The 18,284-nt window shown below is 60.6% G+C and carries 16 protein-coding genes and 1 pseudogene; 15 read left to right on the top strand and 2 right to left on the bottom strand.

What is annotated here, in order from left to right:
• Positions 1-33: 33 nt before the first annotated feature.
• Positions 34-693: a TetR family transcriptional regulator C-terminal domain-containing protein gene (locus ACP7E6_RS02190; RefSeq protein WP_426228503.1), complete on the bottom strand. Its 660-nt coding sequence runs from the start codon at positions 691-693 to the stop codon at positions 34-36.
• 265 nt (positions 694-958) lie between these two features.
• Here ACP7E6_RS02190 and ACP7E6_RS02185 point away from each other — a divergent pair, with 265 nt between their 5' ends.
• The 13 genes from ACP7E6_RS02185 (at position 959) to ACP7E6_RS02125 (ending at position 12,975) form a co-directional block, all read left to right on the top strand.
• Positions 959-2,578, top strand: a complete 1,620-nt coding sequence (locus tag ACP7E6_RS02185; protein WP_426227491.1) for a phytoene desaturase family protein — start codon at positions 959-961, stop codon at positions 2,576-2,578.
• A complete protein-coding gene (locus ACP7E6_RS02180; RefSeq protein WP_426227489.1) occupies positions 2,565-4,160 on the top strand; it encodes a phytoene desaturase family protein in 1,596 nt (531 codons plus the stop codon). The genes ACP7E6_RS02185 and ACP7E6_RS02180 overlap by 14 nt, the downstream gene beginning before the upstream one ends.
• Complete coding sequence (locus tag ACP7E6_RS02175) at positions 4,157-5,377, top strand: aminomethyltransferase family protein (protein ID WP_426227487.1); 1,221 nt, start codon at positions 4,157-4,159, stop codon at positions 5,375-5,377. Before ACP7E6_RS02180 ends, ACP7E6_RS02175 begins: the two co-directional genes overlap by 4 nt.
• Before the next feature lie 10 nt (positions 5,378-5,387).
• Positions 5,388-5,624: a hypothetical protein gene (locus ACP7E6_RS02170; protein WP_426227485.1), complete on the top strand. Its 237-nt coding sequence runs from the start codon at positions 5,388-5,390 to the stop codon at positions 5,622-5,624.
• A 140-nt stretch (positions 5,625-5,764) separates the two neighbouring features.
• Entirely contained in the window at positions 5,765-6,001 is a 237-nt protein-coding gene (locus ACP7E6_RS02165) for a DUF982 domain-containing protein (RefSeq protein ID WP_426227484.1), read from the top strand.
• 263 nt (positions 6,002-6,264) lie between these two features.
• Complete coding sequence (locus tag ACP7E6_RS02160) at positions 6,265-7,398, top strand: aminomethyltransferase family protein (protein ID WP_426227482.1); 1,134 nt, start codon at positions 6,265-6,267, stop codon at positions 7,396-7,398.
• A 4-nt stretch (positions 7,399-7,402) separates the two neighbouring features.
• Positions 7,403-8,008 carry a dimethylamine monooxygenase subunit DmmA family protein gene (locus tag ACP7E6_RS02155; RefSeq protein ID WP_426227480.1) on the top strand — a complete coding sequence of 202 codons (606 nt, stop codon included), beginning with the start codon at positions 7,403-7,405 and terminating at the stop codon, positions 8,006-8,008.
• Positions 8,005-8,970, top strand: a complete 966-nt coding sequence (locus tag ACP7E6_RS02150) for a PDR/VanB family oxidoreductase (RefSeq protein ID WP_426227478.1) — start codon at positions 8,005-8,007, stop codon at positions 8,968-8,970. The genes ACP7E6_RS02155 and ACP7E6_RS02150 overlap by 4 nt, the downstream gene beginning before the upstream one ends.
• Positions 8,971-8,988: 18 nt before the next feature.
• Positions 8,989-10,029 (top strand): heme-dependent oxidative N-demethylase family protein, encoded by a 1,041-nt coding sequence (locus tag ACP7E6_RS02145; RefSeq protein WP_426227476.1) that lies wholly within the window; start codon positions 8,989-8,991, stop codon positions 10,027-10,029.
• A 221-nt stretch (positions 10,030-10,250) separates the two neighbouring features.
• Positions 10,251-11,588, top strand: a complete 1,338-nt coding sequence (locus tag ACP7E6_RS02140; protein WP_426227474.1) for an NAD(P)-binding domain-containing protein — start codon at positions 10,251-10,253, stop codon at positions 11,586-11,588.
• A gap of 131 nt (positions 11,589-11,719) precedes the next feature.
• Positions 11,720-12,313, top strand: a complete 594-nt coding sequence (locus tag ACP7E6_RS02135; RefSeq protein ID WP_426227472.1) for a PAS domain-containing protein — start codon at positions 11,720-11,722, stop codon at positions 12,311-12,313.
• 112 nt (positions 12,314-12,425) lie between these two features.
• The gene (locus tag ACP7E6_RS02130; protein WP_426227470.1) at positions 12,426-12,692 is read left to right on the top strand and encodes a type II toxin-antitoxin system ParD family antitoxin; all 267 of its coding nucleotides are present in this window, start codon (positions 12,426-12,428) and stop codon (positions 12,690-12,692) included.
• Entirely contained in the window at positions 12,685-12,975 is a 291-nt protein-coding gene (locus ACP7E6_RS02125) for a type II toxin-antitoxin system RelE/ParE family toxin (RefSeq protein WP_426227468.1), read from the top strand. The genes ACP7E6_RS02130 and ACP7E6_RS02125 overlap by 8 nt, the downstream gene beginning before the upstream one ends.
• Before the next feature lie 37 nt (positions 12,976-13,012).
• Here the strand turns inward: ACP7E6_RS02125 and ACP7E6_RS02120 are convergent, their stop codons facing one another.
• The gene (locus ACP7E6_RS02120) at positions 13,013-15,382 is read right to left on the bottom strand and encodes a DUF1989 domain-containing protein (protein WP_426227466.1); all 2,370 of its coding nucleotides are present in this window, start codon (positions 15,380-15,382) and stop codon (positions 13,013-13,015) included.
• A gap of 292 nt (positions 15,383-15,674) precedes the next feature.
• On the opposite strand from ACP7E6_RS02120, the gene ACP7E6_RS02115 reads away from it, so the two are divergent.
• Both ACP7E6_RS02115 and ACP7E6_RS02110 read left to right on the top strand, forming a co-directional pair.
• Positions 15,675-17,462, top strand: coding sequence for an APC family permease (locus ACP7E6_RS02115; protein ID WP_426227464.1), 1,788 nt, complete (start codon positions 15,675-15,677; stop codon positions 17,460-17,462).
• A 163-nt stretch (positions 17,463-17,625) separates the two neighbouring features.
• Positions 17,626-18,282, top strand: a pseudogene (locus ACP7E6_RS02110) (sulfite oxidase-like oxidoreductase).
• The last annotated feature ends 2 nt before the right edge of the window (positions 18,283-18,284 follow it).

Raw genomic sequence — 18,284 nt, 5'->3', positions numbered from 1 at the left:
CATTCCGGTCTCCTTCGCTGTTTCAGCTTTTCCCTATTTCGGACCCTTGTGGGTCATATGGCCCGGAAAAACCGAGACCAGATATTCGATCGCGGCCGCATGGGCCTTTTCGCGCGTCAGCCCGTCGCCCATCATCAGCCGGAACCACAGGCCTTCCATCATGGCGCTCAGCGCCAGCGCGATGGTTTCGGCGTCGTATGTATAGGATGCTTCGGCCTTCATCTGGGCGCAGAGCGCCACGAACAGCTCCTGGTATTTGGTGTCGCGGGCGCCGCACAGCGCCTGATAGGTCGGTCGCGATTTCGCCTCGCCCCAGAAGGCGCACCAAGCGGCCAGCTTGCGCTTGGTACAGATTTTTCGGTCGAAATCGGCCGCCACCAGCGCCCAGAGCTGCGACGATGCCGCCTCGCCTGCCTTGTCCAGTGCCACGCCCCAATGGGCAGCATATTCATCGGCCATGAACTGCAGCGTGGCGATCAGCAGCTTTTCCTTGCTCTCGAAATGAAAGTTGACGATGCCGCGTGATAGACCGGCGCCATCGGCAACATCGGCGAGCGTCGTCTCGGAATAGCCGCGCTTGGCGAGCGAATCGATCGTCGCCTCGACCAGCTGCTGGCGCCGCGTTTCCTTGGACGCCTTGCGGCCCCGCTTTTCGCTTTCGCCGGCTTGCACCGCCGCAGACACTGCCTTCATTCTCAACGTTACCTTCTTGTCCTTCAGGCTCAGAACAACGCTCATCACGCGCTCCCGCCCGGTTTTTCACCGCGCAGATGAGTGGGACAATGTTCACCAGTGTCAAGAACCTTCTGCATGCCCGCTTTTCCGCCGCCTGACCTCTGACACGAAATCCTATCGCATTATCAGAGGATTGCAACATACTTGCTGAATACTCATTCAATATAACTGGACAACATTCTGCTTTTCATGCCAGATTTTTCGCATTGAGGGAGACGGCATCATGAAAAAATACGACGTGGTGATGATCGGAGGTGGCCATAACGGCCTTGTCGCGGCCTGCTATCTGCAGCGCGCCGGGCTTGATGTGCTGGTGCTTGAAAAGAACGACTGGGTCGGTGGCGCTGCCACCAGCCGCGAGCTGACACCGGGCTTCCTATACTCCAACTGTTCCTATGTCTGCTCGCTGTTCCGGCCGGAAATCATGCGCGACCTCGAACTGCCCAAACACGGCCTGCAGGTCATCGCCTATGAAGGCGGCGCGGTGTTCACCCGCGACGGCGACTACATCGCCTCCTACCGCGACCATGACAGCCACCGCCGCGAATTTGCCCGTTATTCGAAGCGCGACGCCGAGGCCTATGACCGCTACGCCCGCGACGTCACACGCCAATGCCGCTTCATCCAGCCGCTGTTGATGCGGACCGCCCCCGATCCGTTCTCGTTCAAGCCGCGCGACATTTCCGAACTGCTTTACCTCGGCAAAAAATTCGGCGAGTTCTCCGCCCATGACATGGCGCAGACGCTGCGGTTCTGGACCATGTCGATCTCCGATTTTCTCGACGAGTATTTCGAGACCGACGTCATCAAGGCCTACTTAGCGCTGTCCGGCATCATCGGCACCGCCCTCGGGCCGATGTCCCCCGGCACGGCTTACGTGCTGTTGCATCACTACATGGGCGAAGTCGATGGCTCCGTCGGCGCCTGGGGCTATGCCCGCGGTGGCATGGGCGCGGTGACGCAGGCGCTTGCCTCCTCCTTCAAGGCATCGGGCGGCACGATCCGCACCGGCGCCGATGTGGCAAGGGTGATGACCCGCAGCCGCCGTGCCACTGGCGTCGTGCTGGCCGATGGCGAAGAGGTGCGCGGCAACCTCGTGGTCTCCAATGCCGACGTCAAGCGCACCTTTCTCCAGCTCGTCGAAGAAGACGCCCTGCCCGAAACCTTCGTCCACCGGGTCAAGCACTTCAAGATGCGCGGCTCGTCCGGCAAGCTCAACATTGCGCTCGATAGCCTGCCGGAATTCCCCGCACTGCCGAAGGGTTCCTCCTGCATTCGCGGCGACCTGCATTTCACCGATTCGATGGAGCGGATGGAGCGCGCCTATGATGACTGGAAGGGTGGGCGCTATTCCGCCGATCCCTTCGTTGATATGGTGATCCCCACGACGCTCGATCCGACCATGGCGCCGCCGGGCAAACATTTCATGAGCTGTTTCGTGCAATATTGCCCGCCGCAATTGGACGGCCGCGACTGGACGGATGCCGACCGCGACGCCTTTGCCGACACCGTCGTCAGCCAGATCGCCGATTATTCCCCCGGTTTCCGTGACCGCATCCTGCATATGGAAGTGCGCACGCCGCGCGAGATCGAAGCGGAAGTGGGCCTGACGGAAGGCAATATTTTCCAGGGCGAACTGACCTTCGATCAGTTGCTGTTCAACCGCCCGGTGCCCGGTTACGCGCAATACCGCACGCCGGTGCCCGGCCTCTATCTCTGCGGCTCCTCTACACATCCCGGCGGTGGCGTCATGGGGGCGCCCGGCCGCAATGCCGCCGCCGAAATCCTGCGCGACCTGAAACTGAAACCCGCTGAAATGAGCCCGGCCCATGACGTCATCTGATCTCGCCCGGACCAAAGACTTCGATGCCGCAGACTTCGACGCCATCGTCATCGGCGGCGGCCATAACGGCCTGACGGCCGCGACCCTGCTCGCCCAGAACGGCCGAAAGGTGATTGTGCTCGAGGCAGCCGAAAGCACCGGCGGCGCGATGCGCGGTTTCGAATTCCACCCCGGATACCGCTCTGCCGGTCTCGCCCATATCGTCAACCGGCTCGACCCGGAGGTCGCCAGACTGCTGAAGCTGGATGCCGGAACCGCATCCGGAGCGCCGCTGCCAACTGCCGCGCTCTCCGCAGACGGCAAGCACGCCGTCCTGCGCGGCGCCTATGGCGCGACCATCGACGGCGTCAGCCCGGCCGAAGCCAAGGCCTTTGCCGCCATGCGCAAGAAGCTGATGTTCCAGGCCGGCATTCTCAAACGTTTCCTCAAGCGCCGGCCGCCGGAAATCGGCAAGGTCGGGATGCGTGACCTCGGCACCTTTGCCGGCGCGGGCCTCAGCCTCATCACCAAAGGCCGGGAGGAAGGCCGCGACTTCCTGCGCATGCTGTTGATGAATGTCGCCGATGTCGCCGACGAATATCTGAGCGACGACCGCCTCAAGGGCCTCATCGCCTTCGACGCCACGCTCGGCATTCATCTCGGGCCGAGATCGCCGACATCGCTGCTCGGCCTCTATTATCGCCTGACCGGAGAAACCGGTGGCGAGACGGGTGCGCAATACATACCTCAGGGTGGCATGAACCCCCTTGCCCCGGCTTTCGAAAAGGCAGCAACGGCCGCCGGAGTTTCCGTCCGTACCGGCACCGCCGTCGCCCGTATCGTCGCCAATCGCGGCGTGGCAACCGGCGTCATTCTTGGCAATGGCGAGCAGCTGAACGCACCCATCATCGTCTCCGCCATCCATCCGCAGGCGACATTTCTCACACTCTGCGACACCGCCGAACTCGGCACCGGCTTCGTCCGCGCCATCAGCAATATCCGCTCGAAAGGCAATGTCGCCAAGCTCGATCTGGCGCTCGACAAGCCGCCCACATTCACCGGCGTTTCACCTGAAGACCATCGCGGCCGGTTGGTCATCTCCCGCTCCATCGCCCATGTCGAAAATGCCTTCAACCCGGCAAAATATGGCGAATTCTCCGCCGATCCGGTGATGGAAATCACTTTGCCAAGCCTCGCGGATGCGGCGCTCGCGCCTTCCGGTGGCGCGACGCTCTCGGCTCTGGTCGAGTTCGCGCCCTACGACCTCAAGGGCGGCTGGGCAAGCGGCAAGGTGGCCTTCGAAAGGATCATCCTCGAAACACTCGAGGGCTACGCACCGGGCTTGAGCAAGGATATTATCGCCAGCAACCTGATGACACCGGCCGATATGGAAATGCACTACAATCTGCCCGGCGGCCACTGGCATCATGGCGAGCTGCAGGCGGATCAACTGCTGGTCAACCGCCCTGTTAATGCAGCCGCCGGCTATGCGACGCCGCTTTCCGGTCTCTACCTTGCCAGCGCCGGTTCGCATCCGGGCGGCGGCATTTGCGGCCTGCCGGGGCTTCTCGCCGCGCGCCACATTCTTTCGGAGAGATCATGATGCTGGAGGTAATCAGCCGCCGCGCCCAACAAAGCCATATCGCCACGCCTCGCTTCGAGACCCCGTTTCATCCGCGTATCGCCGCCCTCAGCGAAACCAGCGACTGGTACACCTGGGCCGGCTACAAGGCGCCGCATTCGGTCTTTGACGAGGAACTCGAATATTTCGCTATTCGCTCGACGGCGGCGCTGTTCGATATTTCACCGATGGTCAAATATCGTATCGCCGGACCGGACGCCGAGCGCTATCTCAACCGCCTCACCGTGCGCGATGTCGCCAAGCTCGGCACCTACCGCGTCCACTATACCGCATGGTGCGACGACCACGGTCATGTGCTGGACGATGGCACGCTGTTCCGGCTTGCGCCCGACACGTTTCGCCTCTGCTGCCAGGAACACCACCTGCCCTGGTTGCTCGACAGCGCCATCGGTTTCGATGTCGGGATTGAGGAAGAAACGATGCAGATCGCCGGGCTTGCCCTGCAGGGACCCACATCATTCGCCGTGCTCTCCAAAGCCGGCTTTGAGGGCATCGAACGGCTGAAACCGTTCCAGCTTGCAGATTTCCCGCACGAGGGCGGCACGGTCACCATCTCGCGCACTGGTTTTACCGGCGATCTCGGCTACGAACTTTTCGTCCCCACTGATGCTGCGCTCAGCCTCTGGGATCGCCTGTGGACGGCCGGTCAGCTTCACGGCATCCGCGCCATCGGCTATGCCGCCCTCAACCGCGCCCGCATCGAAGCCGGCTTCATCGTCGCCAATGCCGATTTCATGACGGCGGAGACGACGCTACGCGCCGACCGTGCCCGTATGCCGGATGAGATCGGGCTCGATTGGCTGGTCGATACCGAAAAAGTGAACTTCAACGGACGTAAAGCGATACTTGAAGCAAGGCGGAATCAAACTCTCAAGCACGTGCTCGTCGGCCTTGAAATTGAAGGCAATATTCCAGCCGACGGCGCGATCATCTATCATCGGAAAAAACACGAAGCCGGCCTCGTCAGCGCCGCGATCTGGTCGCCGCTTGCCAAGCGCAACATCGCCATCGCCAGCCTGACGCGGCCCTATGGCACGCGCCTCACCGAAGACCTTTGGGTGGAAATCTACGCGTTGCGCGAACTGCAATACGAGAAGATGATGAAACGCGCCCGCATCGTGCCGCGCCCCTTCATCAAGCTCGACCGGCGTGCCGCCTCCCCGCCCGGCCTGTTCTGACCGTATCGGGATGGACGAAGAAACGCGCCAGAACTGGGAGCTGATCAAAACACCGCCGGGCATCGAATGGTCCGGCCGCACCCGCTATGCCGCCGCCACCTTCCTCTATCATCAGGGAGAGATGAGCGCCGAAGTGCTGGAGGTCTACCGCATCTGTTCGCGGCTTGATGCGGAAGACCCGCTGGATGTCCTGCGGCGATGGAAGATCGGCGCGGAATGGGTGGAGCGGATGTCGGCTACCGATTGATCTCACGCCCACGAAGATCCTATCGGCTGTTGTTCAGAATATCGTTTCACAAGCAGATTTCGAAATGAATCCCGCGCAGGAACCTTCTCGAATCCCGGACGTTCCAGTGCTGCAATTTCAAGAAGAGGCATGAGGACGACGTGAGCTACAAACGCTTTCCAACCCCCGTCAGAGTGATCATCCAGCAGAGCCAGGAAAATGTCATCGCGACCGCCTGGGACGCGGTCGAGTTCCTGCGCCGCTGGCCCGGCAACCGTGGCCTCGCCTATCGCCGTGCCCTGCAGCATTGCCTTGATGCCCTCGATGGCATCCGCAGCCCGCAGAAGGCTTGGGCCTCGTTTACCGCTGCCATGAAGGAAGAAGGCATGCTCGCCTGATTCCCCGCCTCACAATTGACCCCGATGCCCGGACCTTCGATCCGGGCATTTTTGTTTTCGGCTCCCTCCAATATTTGCCGCTTGAAAATGCCGCCTGCCCGGCGTTGAATGCCTGCCGAAGCACAAATGCGGCATGGTTTTCGCCGTTCGCGACACCGCACTTTCCGGCGAGAAATCCGCATCCCGGGCTTGCCGTTCCCAAAAACGCGAATATACTCAGGAATAATTATTTCCACAGAGTGAAATAAATAAGGGAACAAATCATGGCACTTAGCTGGCGTTTCTCCGCCTTGGGCGATCGGCATCGGGCACTGGGGTCCAATCTGGAAGACTGGAGCGGCATGGGAACCGCCTGGACCTACGACAAGGATATCTCCGAAGAGCACATCGCCGTGCGCACCAAGGCCGGCATCATGGACGTCTCCGGCCTGAAAAAGGTCCATCTGGTCGGCCCGCATGCGATTGCCGTCCTGGAATACATCACCACCCGCGACATGACGAAGGTCTATCCCGGCAAGTCGGTCTATGCCTGCATGCTGAACGATCGCGGTCATTTCACCGACGATTGCATCGTCTATCGCACCGGCCCGAATTCCTGGATGCTGGTGCACGGCTCGGGCTCTGGCTTCGAGGAAATCGTCAAGCAGGCACAGGGCCGCAATTGCGCCGTGCTGTTCGACGACGACCTGCACGACCTGTCGCTGCAGGGTCCGCTCGCCGTTGACTATCTCGAAAAATACGTGCCGGGCATCCGCGACCTCAAGTATTTCCATCACATGCAGACGACCCTGTTCGGCGCCCCGGTGATGATCTCGCGCACCGGCTATACCGGCGAACGCGGCTACGAAATCTTCGTGCGCGGCCAGGATGCCGGCATGCTCTGGGACCGGATCGTCGATGAAGGCAAGGCGATGGGCATCATCCCCGTCTGCTTCAGCGTTCTCGACATGCTGCGTGTCGAAAGCTACCTGCTGTTCTATCCTTACGACAATTCGCAGATGTATCCCTTTGCCAACGAGCAGCCCGGCGACAGCCTGTGGGAACTCGGTCTCGATTTCACCGTCAGCCCCGGCAAGACCGGTTTTCGCGGCGCCGAGGAACATGCCCGTCTCAAAGGCAAGGAACGCTTCAAGATCTTCGGGCTCCTGGTCGAGGCCGATGGCCCGGCCGATCTCGGCGACGAGGTCTGGGATGGCGACAAAAAGGTGGGCGTCATCACCTGCCCGTCCTATTCCAAGCTGACCAACCGCTCGATGGCGATCATGCGCGTTGAGGTTCCCTATGCCGTCCAGGGCACAAGGCTCCAGGTGAAGGGCAAGACGGTCAACGCACCGGCGATCGCCCACACGATCACCTTCGATGATCCGAAAAAGACGAAACGGACGGCGCAAGGCTGACGGCATGCTCGTACAAGGGATCAAAAGCAGGCCGGAATATAAGGGGCTCGACATCGATCCCCACGCAAAGCGCCACCTCTTCGTCCTCGAGGGCGAAGGGGCGGCTGCCCTCACCGATCAGGTGGCAGTGAAGGGCAAGGATTTCCTGGCGAAATCGGAAATCCTTTATCTCGCCGCTGGGGCAGCGCCCAAAGCCTATGACGTGGTGCTGTCGGCTCTGTCGCCGGACATCTTCTGGCAGGCGCCGACACTTCAGCCGCTGTTGTTCCGCCTGCGCGCCTGTCTTGAGCAGGCCCGGATGGGAACGCGGCTCTACATCGCCGGCACCGAAGGCTTCATCGGCCAGATCATGCAGGTGGCGCTCGAATTCGGCATCGATTTCAACTCGATCCACACCGAACATCGTGGCTCCACGGCGCGCCGGGTGCAATGCGTGCACTGCAAGGGCATCACCGACAATGTGACCACCAGCCCCTTTGCCTGCAGCCATTGCGGCTTGCCGCTGTTGGTGCGCGATCATTACTCCAGACGCCTCGGCGCCTTCCAGGGCGTCAACATCGATGCGGAAGAACCGGGTACTGCGCCTGCCCCTGAGGAGATGTTCCCGTGAGCCTCAATACCGACATGCCTGTCCGGGTCGCAGCGGTGACGCAGGTGACCGATCTGGTCAAACGCTTCCGCTTCGAGCGGCTGGACGGCCATCCCATGCCGTTCTTTTCCGGCGGCGCCCATGTCGTCGTCTCGATGAACGACAATGGCCTTTTGCGCCGCAACCCCTATTCGCTGATGTCCAATCCCGACGACAACAGCGCTTATGAAATTAGCGTGCTCAGGGTTCCGAATTCCCGTGGCGGCTCGATCTTCATGCACGAACAGGTGCGTCCCGGAGATCGGCTGACCGTCAGCCAGCCGGTCAATCTGTTTGCACCTGATCATCGCGGCCGCAAGCATATCCTGATTGCCGGCGGCATCGGCATCACCCCGTTCATCGCCATGATGGAACAGTTCAGCCGCGACAACATCGCCTTTGAACTGCACTATGCCATTCGCTCGCGTTCGCACGGCGCCTATTGGCAGCAACTGCTCGACCGCTACGGCCCGCGCCGCATCAAGATCTATGTCGACGAGGAAAAGACCTACATTCCCGTTGCCGAAATCGCCGACAACCAGCCGCTCGGCACGCATCTCTATGTCTGCGGCCCGGCCGGCATGATCGACGGCGTGCTGATGACGGCGCTGAAAGCCGGGTGGCCGAAGGAAAACCTGCACTCGGAACGCTTCCTGGCGCCACCGGCCGGCCTGCCGTTCCAGGTCTTCCTCGAAAAATCCAACATCCACATGACCGTCGGCGAACACCAGAGCATTCTGGAAGCGGCCGAAGCCCATGGCTGCGATGCTCCGTATATGTGCCGCGGCGGCGCCTGCGGCCAGTGCGAAACCGCGGTCTCGTCCTGCGATGGAACGCTTGAGCACAACGATATCTACCTGTCGGACGAGGAAAAGGCGTCCGACAACAAAGTCATGATCTGCGTCTCGCGGTTCAAGGGCCAGCAACTCGTTCTTCAACTCTAGATCAAGGGGACCGGACAGATGACCATCACGTTCAGGAGCGAAACGTTCCGCGACGACTTCACCTTCCGCAACAGCCTCACCAATATCAGGCGCTTTCCCTTCCCGTTCGACCGCGACGAATACATGTATTCGGTCAACATGGAGCCGCATATCCGCGGCAAGGCCGACAGCGTCTTTGAAAACCTGATCGATGTTGACGAGCACTATGTCGCCGAGATGCAGGACCGGGCGATGGTGCTGAAAGAGGATCCGCTCCGCTGCCAGGCCCTGCCGCACATGATGGCGGCGCAGTGGGATGTGCTGGAACTGCTGATGGAGCATCAGGCGCAGGACTATCCCGAGCATTTCACGCTGACGAAGAACGGCGACCGCTGGCGCTGGATCAACCGGCCGATGGGTATCGACGACACCTTCACCTTCGGCGACCCGTCCACCCTGCCCTATCCGCCGATGGAATATATCACCCGCCAGGCCCAGGGCGATTTCTGCATCGTCGACCAGCGCGACAACAACCTCTGGATGGACGCCGGCATGGTCACCACCCAAGCCGATTGGTCGCTCGATTTCGACATCGGCATGAATTTCATGGAATGGCACGGTCCCGTGCCGCTCGCCCACCAGATCGGCGTGTTCGACCGGGCGTTGAAATTCCTGCTCAACCTGCAGCAGGGCAAGCCGACGCGGCGCCTCAACTGGACGATGACTGTCAATCCGCGGCTCGATACCTCCCCGGAAAACTATCACAAATGGGGTCCCGACCGCCTGACCGTGACGCCGGAGAATGTCGGCGAGAAGATGCACCTGCGCGTCGAGTTGCAGAGCCTGTGGCGCCTGCCGCGCTCCAACGCCATCCTCTTCGTCATCCGCTGCTACCTGATCAGCCTGGATGAGCTCGTCACCGTCCCCAAATGGGCCCGCCGCCTGCCGCGCGTGCTGAAAACCCTGCCGCCGGAGATCATCGACTACAAGGGCCTGACCCGCAACCGGCCGATCATGATCGATTGGCTGGCGAAATACGACGACGGGGCGCCGACAAGTGCGGGGATCTATCCGGATTAAGGGTGTTTAAGGCCCCTCCCCAACCCTCCCCACAAGGGGGAGGGAGCGACCTCTTTCTGGGCTCCGCCGATGTTCTTTTCGGCAGTCACAAGGACTAGCGGCGCTGGAATGCGCTGGCGAGAGGGTCCGGCAGGTTAGCCCTCCCCCTTGTGGGGAGGGTTGGGAGGGGTCTTCTCCACAAGCAATGCACGTACGAACAAAAACAAAGGGAACAGACAGACATGAGCAGAGTAGCCGTGATCGGCGCGGGACCCTCGGGCCTCGCTCAATTGAGAGCCTTCCAGTCCGCTGCCCAGAAGGGCGCCGATATCCCCGAAGTGGTCTGCTTCGAAAAACAGGCCGACTGGGGTGGTCTGTGGAACTACACATGGCGCACAGGCCTCGACGAATATGGCGAACCGGTCCATGGCAGCATGTACCGTTACCTCTGGTCGAACGGACCGAAGGAATGCCTGGAATTCGCCGACTATTCCTTTGAAGAACACTTTGGAAAACCGATCGGCTCCTACCCGCCCCGCGCCGTGCTCTGGGACTATATCAAGGGCCGGGTCGAAAAGGCCGACGTGCGAAAATGGGTGCGCTTCTCGACGCCGGTGCGCATGGTCCGCTTCGATGAGGAATCCAAGACCTTCACGGTCACCGCCCACGACCGCGTCAACGACGTCATGTATGACGAAATCTTCGATTATGTCGTCGTCGCCTCCGGCCATTTCTCGACCCCGCACGTCCCCTATTTCGAAGGTGTGAAAACCTTCGGCGGCCGCGTCCTGCATGCCCATGATTTCCGCGATGCGCTGGAGTTCAAGGACAAGGATGTGCTGATCGTCGGCCGCAGCTATTCGGCCGAGGACATCGGCTCGCAATGCTGGAAATACGGTGCCAAGTCGGTGACCACCACCTACCGCTCCAAGCCGATGGGTTTCAAATGGCCGGAGCGTTTTGAGGAACGCCCGCTCTTGCAGAAGCTCGTCAACAAGACGGCGCATTTCGCCGATGGATCGACCAAGGAAGTCGATGCGCTGATCCTGTGCACCGGCTATCTCCACCACTTCCCGTTCCTGCCGGACGACCTGCGCCTGAAGACCGCCAACCGCCTGTGGTCCGACAATCTCTACAAGGGCGTGGTTTACGAGGACAATCCGCAGCTGATGTACATCGGCATGCAGGATCAGTTCTACACGTTCAACATGTTCGACGCGCAGGCCTGGTTTGCCCGCGACGTGATCATGGACCGCATCAAGCTCCCCTCGAAGGAGGAGATGAAGGCACATTTCGACGCGTGGCGCGCCCGCGAGGAAACGCTTGAGGATGCCGAGCAGATGATCTGGTTCCAGGGCGATTACGTCATCGAATTGCTCGAGGATACCGACTATCCGAAGTTCGACGTCGAAGGTACCAACAAGACCTTCATGGAATGGGAGCACCACAAGGGCGAAAACATCATGGGCTTCCGCGACAATGCCTACAAATCGCTGATGACCGGCACGATGGCGCCCAAGCACCATACGCCGTGGCTCGAAGCGATGGACGATACGCTGGAAGTCTATCTAAAGAACTGATCGCGCTTTGCCTATAATACAGCCGAAGGCCAGTTCTGCGGCCTTCGGCGCTGCGTTTTTAGAGTGCCGACATATTCCAAGATAAATTCATTCGTCTTTTTGCCCACCCTCCAGCCATGACCGGATTAGCCATGGACTTTCTGAGCAGCGTTCTCGGCCGCATGAACGGGTTTCTCTACCGGTGCAGAGCTGACGAACATTACACTATGCTCGACATGACCGACGGCATCCAGCGGATCTTCGGCTACCGGGTGGACGAGATCGTCGGCAATCGCGTGCGCACCTTCACCTCGATCATGTGCGAAGACGACGTGCCCGCCATGGACGCGGTGGTCGGCAAGGCGCTGGAAAGCCGCACCGATTGGACGCTCGAATACCGCATCCGCCACAACAGCGGTCATTTCATCTGGGTGACGGAAACAGGCGGTGGTGTCTGGGACGAGAACGGCGAGCTGCTCTATCTCGAAGGCAGCATCGTCAATATTGAATCCCTCTACCAGCGCATAGACGAACAGACCGCCGACATGCGCGCCACGGCCTCGCGTACCGCCGAAATCCTCCATTCCCTGCGCTACCTGAAACTGCTTGCCGTCAACGCGGGCATCGAAGCAGCCCGGGCCGGAACAGCCGGCGCCGGCTTTGCCGTGCTTGCTTCGGAAATGCGCACGCTGGCCAACGATTCAGAAGCGGTCGCGCGGCAGATCGCCACTGCGCAGGGTAAATAGGCTGATGACGTTCGGCATCCGGGAGGCATGCACCGACGGGTGACGGAACGCATAATAAGCGTTTTTGTGATTTGTTCTTATCCATGATAGAACGGCAGAAAGGAGTTCTATCATGGCAACCATGACCATATCCCTGCCCGACCCCATGAAGGAATGGATCGAAGCCCAGATCAGCAAGGGCGAATACGCAAGCACCAGCGACTATGTCCGCGATCTCGTGCGCCGCGACCGATCCCGCCGGGACCAGGAACTGACGATCGAAGACTTGCGCCAGATCGTGACAGAATCCCGGTCGAGTGGCCCGGGCAAGCAGAGCATCGACGAAATTTTCCAGAATGCCGAACGTCTTGCCAAAGCAAGGGGCGTCGTGCGTGACTAGCTACACCCTGACAGAGCGGGCGGAAGATGACTTGCTCGCTCTGTTTCTCGATGGCATCGAGATGTTCGGCCTGTCCCAAGCGCGTCGCTACAAGGACGAACTTGGACATTGTTTCCGGCTGATCGCATCGCGTCCAAAGATGGGAAGGCTCGCCCTATCAATAGGCGAAGGGGTACGGCGGCACGAGCATCAGAGCCATATCATTCTCTATGAGGAGACCAACGGTACCGTCGTGATCCTCGCAGTCGTTCCGGCAAGAAGCGTACGCCTCCTGAAACTTTAAGAACGTTGTCACGGTTCACCGACAATCAGCCGCCAACTCACGACCGAGGCTTCAGCTTCTGCGGATCGTAATGGGCAAACGGCACGATCCTTGCGGGTAGACGTTTCTGCTGACCATCAAGCTTGCCGATTTCAACCTCGGTCCCGACCTCTGAATGCAGCACATCCATCCGCGCCAACGCGATCATCTTCTTGAGAAGCGGCGAGCGGGTTGCGCTGGTGACGACGCCGACCTGGGCGCGTCCGATATGCACGGTGTCACCATGGCCGACGGCGTCGTTGGCGTCGATATCGAGCCCGACCAGCTTGTAGCGCGGGTTTTCCTTACGCTTGATCAGCGCCTCGCGGCCGATGAAATCCTCGGTCTTCGATTTCAACGGCACGGTGAAGCCGATACCGGCTTCGAACGGGTCGGTCTGGTCTGAGAAGTCATAATGCGCAAAGACAAGCCCCGCCTCGATGCGCACCATGTCGAGCGCCTCCAGCCCCATCGGTTTCAATCCGTGCTTCTGGCCCGCTTCCCAGACCGCATCGAAGACGGCGAGCGCATCCTTCGGATGACAGAAGATTTCATAGCCGAGTTCGCCGGTATAACCCGTGCGCGAGACGACAACCGGTGCACCTTCGAAATGGCCAATTCGGCCGATGGCGAAGCGGAACCATTCGAGCTCGCCGATCGACGGCTGCGATGGTGCGGTCCAGATGATCTCCTTGATGATCTCGCGGCTCATCGGTCCCTGGACCGCCAGATTGTGCATCTGGTCGGTGGAGGAGCGCACCCAGGCCTTGTAGCCCATCTTTTCCGCTTGCTCGCGCAGCCAGATGCCGCTGACATCGTCGCCGCCGATCCAGCGGAAATTGTTCTCGCCCAGGCGGAATACCGTGCCGTCATCGATCATGCCGCCATTCTCGTAGCACATCGCCGTATAGACCACCTGCCCCGGCGACAGCTTGCGGATATCGCGTGTGCAGCAGTATTGCAGCAGCGCTTCGGCGTCCGGCCCGGTCACCTCGAATTTCCTGAGCGGCGACAGGTCCATCACCACCGCCTTTTCCCGGCACGCCCAGTATTCCTCGATCGGCCCTTCGTTGTTGAAGCGGTTGGGTAGCCAATAGCCGCGATATTCGGTGTGGTTGCGCGTCAGTGCCGATAAGCGCGGATGGAAGGCGGTTTCCTGGGTCATTTCGGGCTCTGCATCAGGGGTCATTCGGATAGCGACGGCGCGCGAGAATTTTTCCGTGTCCGAATAGGTGCGGACATGAATGTCGGTCGGGTTCCAGGCATTGGCCGCATCGATATCGTCGGGGCAGGACGACGACACGCAGACCAGATCGGTCAGCGCCCGCATCAGCACATAATCGCCCGGCCGCGACCAGGGCTCGTCGAGATAGAGCTGATTGTGATGATCGACATTGGTGTTGTAGAAATAATTGAGCGCTTCCCAACCCTTGCGCGGCGCAATGCCGTAGGGGGCCAGCGCATGGTTGAAGTTATCGGTGCAGTTGACATGCCCCGGATAGCCCATGTCGTCGTAGTAACGCGAATTGCAGGCGGTGGCGAAGGCGTCGTGTCTCCCGACCGTATCCTGAACGATCTCCACCAGCGGCTCGAAATCGCGGTCGAACGCCTTTGACGGCAATCCGGGCGTCGGGTAGCTGCGCCCGAGAAGCGTGCGCGTCACCGTCGCATCGAGCGCCAAATCCAGCCCCTTGTCGACCTTGCGGGCCGAAAAAGCCTGAAAATCCGTGCATTGCCGGCCCGAGACGTCGATGACCTGAATGAACTCACCCGCCCGCACGAAATAAGCCGAAGCCCGCGCAGCCTTGATGCGCAGCTCCTGCACCGGATCGGCCATCGGTTCCGGCAGCATTTCCTCGTAGGTGCGTTCAATTCGAGAGCGGGTCACCCGCAGTTCCAGCGCCGTCGCGGTATTCTGCGCCGCCGCATCCATCGGTGGCGCCGGTGCCGCGACGATCAGCAGCCCGTCAAGTCCGATGGTCAATTCGGCCGAAACACCCGGCGACGAACTTTCACCGAACAATACCAGTGCTTGGGCTCCAGCCGGATCGACGTTTCGCCGTTTCAAAGCGCTGAGCGTTCGCCGCGCGCTGTCCTCATCGCGGGCAAGAATTTCCTGTAGCCCAAAGGCAGGCCGTGAGAACCCGACACCAAGGCCGGCCGCATTGAAACGGCCTCCCGCATCGATGAAGCTCACCTCGCAAAGCTGGCCGCCCTCGACATCCTTGATGCTGATCCGATCGCCGGCCATCACCTTGACGACCGTCGTGCCGCGCCCCTTGACGCGGTAACGCTCGACGCCCGGGGCAAGCGCCGGGATACCCGGCCGCAGAATCGTGCTGGGCCGCGGCGGCATCAAGGTGCCGGCAAATTGTCCGGAATCGCTCATCTCAGCTCCCACCCGAAGGCACAGTCGGCTCAGTGGTCTATAAGCACCACTTTATGCACCGGCAATATGGCCAAACTATCCTATGGGAGGCCGTCGAAAGTAAAGAGAGACTTGACCGAGAAGAAAAAAAATTCACTATGAAGATAAGTTGCGGCCGCGAAATACAAACGGGAACAGGTGGTGACACTGCGAAAACGCAGGCGCCATCCAGCGAAGAAGCCGCAGCGATAACCATCCTTAAGGGAACGCGCGGCAACGCGCTTCAAGACAAAACTGGTCGAGGAGACTGTTTATGGCATCTATCGTTGAGACCGACGGGTCGACCGCTGCGCCCAGCACCGGCCTGATCCGCGCGCTGGACTGGAAAGGGGCATTCTGGGTCGCTGCCGGCGTACCGCCGCTGGTGCTCTTCTCCATCGGCGGCATTGCCGGCACGACAGGCAAGCTTGCCTTCGTGGTCTGGATCATTTCCATGGTCATGGGCTTCCTGCAATCCTTCACCTACGCTGAAATCGCCGGCATGTTCGGCAACAAATCCGGCGGCGCATCGATCTATGGCGCCACCGCCTGGCTGCGCTATTCGAAATTCATCGCGCCATTGTCTGTATGGTGCAACTGGTTCGCCTGGTCGCCGGTCCTGTCGCTCGGCTGCGCCATCGCGGCGGGTTATATCCTCAACGCCCTGTTCCCCATTCCCGGTGCCGATAGCCCGGTAGTGATGGAATGGATCAACGCCAATATGGCCACATTGACGGCCGAAAGCCCGCGCGTTGCGGAATGGCTTGCTGCCAATGCCGGCAAGGCTCCACAGGATGCGATTTCCGCTCTGCTCTCGACCGATGCGATCGCGGCATTGACCCCGGCGATCCGCAGCTGGTCGCTGATCACCTTCGACATTCCCTTCCTCGCCAAGGCCAATCTCAACGCCACCTTCGTCATCGGCGGCATCCTGATGCTGGTGATCTTCGCGATCCAACATCGGGGCATCCAGGGAACGGCCAGCGTCCAGAAATGGCTCGCCATCATCGTTCTCCTGCCGCTGCTGATCATCGGCCTCTATCCGATCTTCTCCGGCCAGATCGACAGCGCCAACATCACCAATCTGGTTCCGCCGACCGCCGGCTATTCCGGCATTGACGGCGTGTGGAGCAATGGCGGCTGGACGCTGTTCCTCGGCGGCCTCTATATCGCCGCCTGGTCGACCTACGGCTTTGAAACCGCGGTCTGCTACACTCGCGAGCTGAAGAACCCAAAAACCGATACGTTCAAGGCGATCTTCTATTCCGGCCTGCTCTGCTGCCTGTTCTTCTTCCTCATCCCCTTCACCTTCCAGGGCGTTCTCGGCCATGCCGGCATGCTCGCACCCGGCATCGTCGATGGAACGGGTGTTGCGGAAGCACTGGCAAGCCTCGTCCATGGCGGCCGGATCGTCACCCAGATCCTCGTCATCCTGATGATCATGGCGCTGTTCCTGGCTATCATGACCGCCATGGCCGGTTCGTCGCGCACCCTCTACCAGGGCTCGAAGGATGGCTGGCTGCCGAAATATCTCGACCACGTCAACGAACACGGCGCACCAACCCGCGCCATGTGGACCGACTTCGCCTTCAACCTGATCCTGCTTGCCATCGCCTCCGACGTGGCCGGCTACTTCTTCGTGCTGGCTGTCTCCAATGTCGGCTACATCATCTTCAACTTCCTCAACCTCAATGCCGGCTGGATCCACCGGATGGACTCCAGCCACATCCAGCGCCCCTGGAAGGCACCGACCTGGCTGATCGGCCTCAACACCGTTCTTGCCTTTGTCAACGCGCTGTTCCTCGGCGCCGGTGCCAAGGTCTGGGGCTATTCCAACGCACTCTGGGTCGGCTTCATTTTCGCCGCCCTCATCCTGCCGGTCTTTGCCTATCGCCACTATGTGCGTGACGGCGGAAAATTCCCGGCAGGCGCAATGGAAGACCTTGGCCTCGTCGGCCAAGACCTCGGCGTCAAGAAAGCCGGTATCCTGCCCTATGTAGCGCTCGCCGGCGGCCTCGCCGTCGTTCTCGCCGCAAACGCCTACTTCCAGCTGCCGGTCTGATCTGATCGGAGCAAGATAATACAAGGCCGCGCATCGAAAGCTGTGCGGCCTTGTTCATTTCAGAAGTGCGGCTGGCTTTGCGGGATGCCTTGACACATCAGGCCATTAAACCTGTAATTCGGCTGCCCATCGACAGGCAAGTTACAAGCAGCGAGTTCCCATCATGACCGATGAAAGCCCGGAAACGAAACTGACGCTGTCCAAACGCCGCTGGGCCGAGCAAGGCAAGTTCCTGACGGGAAAAATCTCACGCCCGGAAACCGACCGCCTGCCGCCCGGCCAGCATCTGGTCACCAACTGGCCGGTGCTTGACCTCGGCCAGTAGCCGCTCATCCCACAGGCGGAGTGGACGCTGCAGATCGTCGGCGGTGTCGAAAATCCTGTCAAACTCGACTGGGATGCGTTCCACCGGCTGCCGCAAAGCCGCAAGCTGTCCGACATCCATTGTGTGACGACATGGTCGCGCTACGACAATCGCTGGCAGGGCGTTTCGACCCACGATCTGCTCGATCTGGTCATGCCAAGACCAGAGGCCAATTTCGTCATGCTGACCAGCTATGACGGCTACACCACCAACCTGCCGCTCGCCGATTTCGCCTCCGAAGACGGCATTCTCGCAACAGCCTGGGAAGATGAACCGCTGACGCGCGACCATGGCGGCCCGATGCGCCTCGTCATCCCGCATCTCTACTTCTGGAAAAGCGCCAAATGGCTGCGCCGCATCGAATTCCTTGCCGGTGACCAGGCCGGGTTCTGGGAAAAGAACGGCTATCACATGCTCGGCGATCCCTGGCGCGAGCAGCGCTACTCGGACGACTGATC

Origin of the sequence: Pararhizobium sp. DWP3-4 (assembly GCF_049898205.1) — a bacterium.
GTDB lineage: Bacteria > Pseudomonadota > Alphaproteobacteria > Rhizobiales > Rhizobiaceae > Pararhizobium.
Note: the sequence above shows the minus strand (reverse complement) of the source record. Positions and strands in the feature narration are given on the sequence as shown.